Origin of the sequence: Limimaricola litoreus (assembly GCF_024159025.1) — a bacterium.
Classification (GTDB): Bacteria; Pseudomonadota; Alphaproteobacteria; order Rhodobacterales; family Rhodobacteraceae; genus Limimaricola; species Limimaricola litoreus.
Genome location: NZ_JAMYXC010000294.1, coordinates 1 through 4,087 on the forward strand (window position 1 = coordinate 1; position 4,087 = coordinate 4,087).

Genomic DNA, 4,087 nt, shown 5'->3' on the forward strand with positions numbered 1-4,087 from the left:
CAAAGCGGTGCGGCGACACGTGCAGCGCCGGAAGCCAGAGCGTCTGGCGCTCGGGGATGTGGCTCGGCGCGGGGCGGGGCCGGGTCAGGGCGCGCACGCCGAAGCGGGCCGAAAGCCGGTCGATCAGCCGTGCGAGATCCTCCGCGCCCTCGGTCGCGCCATCGAGGTGGCGCTGGCGGGGAGGCAGCGCTTCGGCCACCAGCGCGGCCAGCGTGATCAGGTCGAAGCCGAAGCCCGGATCGAGCCCGTCGAGCCGCCCCTCGAACAGCCGCACCATGTGGGCCGCGTCATGCGAGGGCTGGGAGGTGGCGGCCTGCGCCTGCGCCACCTCGCCATCGGTGCGATACAGCGCCAGCGCGAGGCGGCGCGCGCCGAAGCCCGCTGCCACCAAGGCAGTGCAAAGCGCCTCGGCCAGCGCGGGAAGATGCGGCACCGGGTCGATCACCGGTTCAGCCAGGCGGGCCTGCACGGCAAAGCGCGGCGGATCGTCGGGGCTGTCGACCGGCTCAGGCCTGCGCCCCGAGAGCTGATCGAGGCGCAGGAGCGGATCGGCCTCGGCTGCGGTTGCGCGAAACCGCCGCGCGAGCGAAAGCCGCGGCACGGCGCGCAGCGCGCCGATGGTCGAAAGGCCCAGCCGGTCGAGCAGCTGCACCGTCGCCGGATCGAGCCTGAGGGCCGTGGCGGGCAGGGGATCGGTGCGGCTTGCGAGATCTTCCGCCCCGCAGATCGCATGCGGCGCGCCGAACCGCGCCAGCGCCCAGGCCGCGCCGCGCGTCGGCGCAATGGCGGCGCGCATGGTGAGGCCGAGGCTTGCAAGGCGCGTCTCGATATCTTCCAGCATCATTGCTTCCCCGCCCCAGAGATGGTCCGCGCCGGTGATGTCCATGACCAGCGCATCCGCCCCGTCCACCGCCGTCCACGGGCACCAGCGCCGGGCCCAGAGCATGAGCCGCTGCAGGGCGGCGGCATCGGCGCGCGGATCGGCGAAGGCGGTGCGCAGATCGGGGCAGATCGCGCGCATGTCGACCACCCGCGCGCCGGGGCCGAGCCCCATGGCGCGCGCGGCCCCGTTCACCGCGTGGATCACCGGCCCGTGCGGCCCTTCGAGCGCCAGCGCCAACGGCGTGCCCTCGGGCAGCGTCTCGCCACCGCGCGCGGCCTGCAGCTGCCAGCGTTCGATGGCGAAATGCGGCAGGTGCAGCGACAGGATGCGCCGCGCGGCGGTGTCGGCGGGTGCGCCGATGCGCGAGATGCCGGGCAGACCGTTCTGCGCCTTTGCGCGCGGAGAATGCCCCCGGGGAATGCCCACGGGGGTAAAGCTTTCCTCTGGCATGGATGCGCCGAGGTCCGGCGGCCCCTCCTCTGGCCGTCCGAACTCCGCCTTGCCTTCGATGGCCTGCCGCAACGCTTCGGCTGCCCGCGCGAGCTGGCGCGGATCGGCGGCGCGGGGCCGGGGTGTCGAGGGCGCGGGAAAGGCGAGGACGGGCAGCTTGTCCCCGCCGCTCATCGTCGTCGCCCGCCTTGCTCGGGCGGGGCCATGCCCCATCCGGCGCGCGGCAATGCCCCGCAGGGTTCCCCCCAGGGAACCGCCGGGTCCACGAGCGCGCCCTTGGGTTCATCTTTCTCCAAATACGCATGGCTCGACATTGGCCGCCAAGCGCGCGGTTCAGGCCGTGGCGCGCGCCGCCTCTGCCGCCTCCATGCCGACGGCATGGTCGAAGACGAGATCCCTGCCTTGCGGGTCATGCCCGGCCACCCAGCGCCCCGGCGCACGCCAGCGGGCGCGAAACAGTTCGGCATTCCACAGCGGCGCACCCGGCGCGCGCGGATCGTCCGGCACGGGCCGCGCGGGCAGGGCGCCCAGGCGCCATCTCTCTCGTGCGGCGCTCAGCTCGGGCGGGGTGGCGCGGCGGATGAGCCATGCGGGCACGCCATGCGCCTCCGAGCGCAGCGCCAGGCGCTTGGTTGCGGTGAAGTCGAGCGCGGGGGCCGTGCCCCAGACCTCGCCGATCACCCCGCCCAGGGCGGGGCAGCCCAGCCCCTGCTCCATGGCCCAAAGCACGTCGATGGCGCGCGAGACCTGAAGATGCAGCACCTCGCAGCTCCCAAGCCCCGGGGGAAAGGGGCGCCCCGTCTCGCGCCGCGACAGCCGGTCCTGTATCCACAACACCGGCCCCCTGGCGGCATCGAGATGCGCCAGCGCAAAGGCGGGGGCGGCGGCATCGGGGGCCGTTTCGGGAAAGATCTCCGACAGGGTGGGTTGGCGCAGCGCCGCGGGGCTGCGCGGTGCTTTCGAAGGGGCGGGGCATGAAGCGGGGGGCGACCACGTCACGGGTTCTCTCTGCAAATCAGTGTTCTTGCTTTGTTCTAGTGCGGTGTCCGGGCTGCGTCAAATGCTGTCTGCGTCATTGCGCCGCGCATGGCGCAGCGGTGTCATCATGCCACGCATGGCGCGGGCCTCATTGCGCCGCCCCCCAAGCTGCGGCACCTTCATGCACGGGAGAGGGAGACCGGATGAGACAGGTGACGATCCGCATTGCCGCATGGGCGGTGCTGTGCTGGCCAGGCGCGGCTATTGCAGAAGACCTGCCCGCGCCGCTCGACGATGCGGCATGGCCCGCGGTGGACGTAGCGGAGGCAGCGCTGGGCCAGCTGCTGTTCTACGATCCGATCCTGTCGGGCAACCGCGAGGTCGCCTGCGCCACCTGCCACCACCCGGAATTCGGCACATCGGACGGGCTGTCGCTGCCCTTGGGCGATGGGGGTCACGGTCTCGGCCCCGCACGCGCCATCGACCCCGAGAACCCGCCCGAACAGCGCGTGCCGCGCAACAGCCAGGCGCTGTGGAACGTCGGCGCGCATGAGTATGTCTCGATGTTCCACGACGGGCGCGTGGAGCGCGACGCTTCGGCGCCGGGGGGGCTGCGCACCCCGCTCGACGCCGACATGGTCGCGGGCTTCGCCTCCATGCTCTCGGCGCAGACGATGTTCCCGGTGCTCAGCCCCGACGAGATGGCCGGGCATTACAGCGAGAACGAGGTGGCGCAGGCGGTGCGGCAGGGGCGGCTCACCGGGCCGGGCGGGGCGTGGGAGCTGATCGCGCAGCGCGTCGCCGCACTTCCCGACTATGCCGAGCGGTTCGAGGCGGTCTACGGCCTCGCGCCACAGGAGATCGGCTTTACCGACATCTCCAACGCCATCGCCGCCTTCATCACCTTCGAGTTCCGTTCCGACACCAGCCCCTTCGACGCGCGGCTGCGCGAGGACACGCCGCTTTCGCCCGAGGCCGAGGAGGGGCTCGGGCTGTTCTACGGCGCGGCGGGCTGCGCGGACTGCCATTCGGGGCCTTTCCTGACCGATCACGGCTTTCACGCCATGGGCGCGCCGCAGATCGGCCCGGGCAAGGCCGCGCGCTTTGAGAGCCACGCGCGCGACGAGGGACGGTTTCGCGTCACCGGGCGGGCGGAGGATCTGCACGCCTTTCGCACGCCCTCGCTGCGCAACGTCGCGCTGACCGCGCCCTATGGCCACGCGGGCAGCCATGCCACGCTGCGCGGCTTCGTCGCGGATCACCTCGACCCGGTGGCGACCATGGCCCGCTATGACCGGGCGCAGGCGGTTCTGCCGCGCATGGAGGTGGCCGATTGGCGCATTCTCGACGATGCGGAGGAAGCGGGCGCGATCGGCGCGGCGGTCACCGCGCCGCCCGTGGCGCTGACGGAAGAGGAGATCGACGCGCTCGTGGCGTTTCTGGAGGCGCTGAGCGATCCGGTGGCGGCGGCCGGGCGGCTGGGCGTGCCGGGCGCGGTGCCCAGCGGCCTGACCGTCCCAAACCCCTGATCGGCGCGCAGCCACGCGGCCTCATGCCAGCCGAGACAGCGCCGTGCCGGGGCGGTGCCTAGCGGCGTCAGGCTTTCCACGACCGCCCCCTCGGCCCAGATCAGCTCGGCGCGCGGCAGCACCAGCCCGAAGCTGGTGATCCGGGCCGGGCCCCCGCGCCGGATGCCACCCTGCGGGGCCAGATGCGCGGCCTCGACCAGCACCTCGCTGTCACCGAAGAGCCGCGCGATCCGCGGCCCGCGCAGCA

General features: G+C 73.0%; 3 protein-coding genes and 1 pseudogene. 1 reads left to right on the forward strand and 3 read right to left on the reverse strand.

Going from position 1 to position 4,087, the window contains the following annotated elements; translation table 11 throughout:
• Both NHG85_RS17880 and NHG85_RS17885 read right to left on the reverse strand, forming a co-directional pair.
• On the reverse strand, nt 1-1,507 hold a 1,507-nt coding region (locus NHG85_RS17880), incomplete at its 3' end, for a Y-family DNA polymerase (RefSeq protein WP_253334956.1).
• Between the two features lie 159 nt (nt 1,508-1,666).
• Complete coding sequence (locus tag NHG85_RS17885; RefSeq protein WP_253334959.1) at nt 1,667-2,332, reverse strand: hypothetical protein; 666 nt, start codon at nt 2,330-2,332, stop codon at nt 1,667-1,669.
• 182 nt (nt 2,333-2,514) lie between these two features.
• Here NHG85_RS17885 and NHG85_RS17890 point away from each other — a divergent pair, with 182 nt between their 5' ends.
• On the forward strand, nt 2,515-3,840 hold the full coding sequence (locus tag NHG85_RS17890; RefSeq protein WP_253334960.1) for a cytochrome-c peroxidase: 1,326 nt from the start codon (nt 2,515-2,517) through the stop codon (nt 3,838-3,840).
• Between the two features lie 74 nt (nt 3,841-3,914).
• Here the strand turns inward: NHG85_RS17890 and NHG85_RS19910 are convergent.
• Nucleotides 3,915-4,085 (reverse strand): annotated as a pseudogene (locus NHG85_RS19910) (Hint domain-containing protein); the annotation flags it as partial.
• Nucleotides 4,086-4,087: the final 2 nt, after the last annotated feature.